Here is a 2,038-nt window from a genome sequence, read left to right as displayed (position 1 = left end):
CATGAAAGAAGGAGAGGACGATGTTCACTTGCTGCCCACCTTCTTTCAGTTCGGGCGCTATCTCCTGATCAGCAGCAGCCGTCCAGGCACGATGGCGGCGAATCTGCAGGGCATCTGGAACGATGCGCTCGATCCACCGTGGGGCTCCAAGTTCACCATCAACATCAACACACAGATGAACTACTGGATTGCAGAAGTCAGCGGTCTTGGCGACCTGCACTTCCCTGTCTTCGATCTGCTGGACGCAGCCCACGCAGCCGGTGTCGTTACGGCAAAGAAGTACTACAACGCCCGCGGCTTCTGCATTCACCACAACACCGATCTCTGGGGAGACGCTGTCCCCATCGACGGTATTGGCGGAGGCTTCTGGCCGCTGGGTGGCGCATGGCTCACCACTCACCTTTGGGAGCACTGGTTACACTCCGGCGATCGCACTTTCCTGGAGCAGCGTGCCTATCCTCACCTGAAACAGACGGCCGAGTTCCTGCTCGGCTATCTGCAAACGGATAAGGACGGCCACCTCGTCGGCGGGCCTTCGTGCTCTCCAGAAAATGGCTATATCCTTCCCGGCACCACTCAAACCAAGGCCAACCTCTGCATGGGACCAACCATGGACCAGGCGATTGCCCGCGGCCTCTTTCGCCAGTTTGTCGCGGCGAGCAACGAACTCAACCGCGATGCGGATCTCCGCGCCGAAGTAGAAGCCGCCGCAAAGAAGCTGCTGCCTTACAAGATCGGCAAACACGGCCAGCTTCAGGAGTGGGCCGAAGACTACGACGAGTTCGAGCCTGGACACCGCCACATCTCGCATCTATGGGGTTTCCACCCCGATGACCAGATCACGCTGCGCCAGACTCCGGACCTAGCCGCCGCGGTCCGGGTCTCTCTGCAACGCCGTCTCGATGCGGGCAGCGGCAGCACTGGATGGAGCCGCTCCTGGATCATCAACCAGTGTGCCCGTCTGGAAGACGGCAACCTGGCCTACGACAACATCAAATGGTTCTTCCGCCAGAGCGTGCGCCCGAACATGTTCGATGTCTGTGGACTGAAGGACAACTCTCCGTACCAGATCGACGGCAACTTCGGTATGCCGGCCGGTATGACGGAGATGTTGCTGCAAAGCCACGGGGATGTCGTGCGTCTGCTTCCCGCCCTTCCCGGCGTATGGCAGGACGGCAGCTTCCAGGGATTCCGCGCCCGTGGAGGCTACACCGTCAATCTCACGTGGAAGTCAGGTAAGCCGGTCTCCGCAGTCGTTCTGGCATCGCGCGCCGGAAAACTTCGCCTGGCCGTGCCTCATGGCTCTCGCGTGGAGACAGTGCAGCTACGCGGTAAGTCCACTGGTAAAGCCGAAGGAGAAGAGTACGTCATCGAAGCGGAAGCCGGGGCGCGTTACTCCGTCCGTTTTGTATAAACAACACTGGGCCGACAAAAGGAAACGGGGCGCGTTGCGTTGCGCACCCCGTTCCCTTTGTTCAAGGGAGGTTAGAAACTCAACCGTAGCGCCTGCTGCAGCACGCGTGGCGGAGTTGAGGTTGAGGTGATGAGGCCGAAGCTGGTGCTAGTGGGTGAGACAGTCGGCGCTCCGAAGTTGGTGTGGTTGAGGACGTTGTACGCTTCGAACCGGTACTGCATATGGATGCGTTCCTTGAAGACGTTGAAGTCCTTCAATACCGAGACGTCCAGGTTGTTCGTTCCGTCCTGCCGCCCGTAGAAGAGCGGGAAGGTACGGTAGTTATAGATGGAGCTTGGCTGAGAATTCGCATCACGATTGAACTTCGTGATATCGAACGCTCCTTCCACCCGGCGCGCATTGAACGTCACATTGTTATATGCCGTTCCATCGGCAAAGAGCGGTGCATTGTTCCATTGAACGGGAGCTCCTGACAAATGCTGGAAGATCGTATTCATCGTCCAGCCGCCGATCAGAGCATTCACAACATAGGGGGCATTTGCTACAAACTGCCGTCCGCGTCCAAAAGGCAGACGGTAGACGCCGGAGATAGAGAGATGTTGCGGGAAATCCGAGGCATTGGTC

General features: G+C 58.5%; 1 protein-coding gene and 1 pseudogene. One reads left to right on the top strand and one right to left on the bottom strand.

The window, feature by feature from the left end:
• Nucleotides 1-1,414 (top strand): glycosyl hydrolase family 95 catalytic domain-containing protein (locus AB4043_RS23685; RefSeq protein ID WP_442308276.1); only part of this gene is annotated, 1,414 nt, incomplete at its 5' end.
• A 71-nt stretch (nt 1,415-1,485) separates the two neighbouring features.
• On the opposite strand, the pseudogene AB4043_RS23680 reads toward AB4043_RS23685, so the two are convergent.
• Nucleotides 1,486-2,038 (bottom strand): annotated as a pseudogene (locus AB4043_RS23680) (hypothetical protein); the annotation flags it as partial.

Source organism: Terriglobus sp. YAF25, assembly GCF_052113305.1.
Lineage (GTDB): Bacteria > Acidobacteriota > Terriglobia > Terriglobales > Acidobacteriaceae > Terriglobus.
Note: the sequence above shows the minus strand (reverse complement) of the source record. Positions and strands in the feature narration are given on the sequence as shown.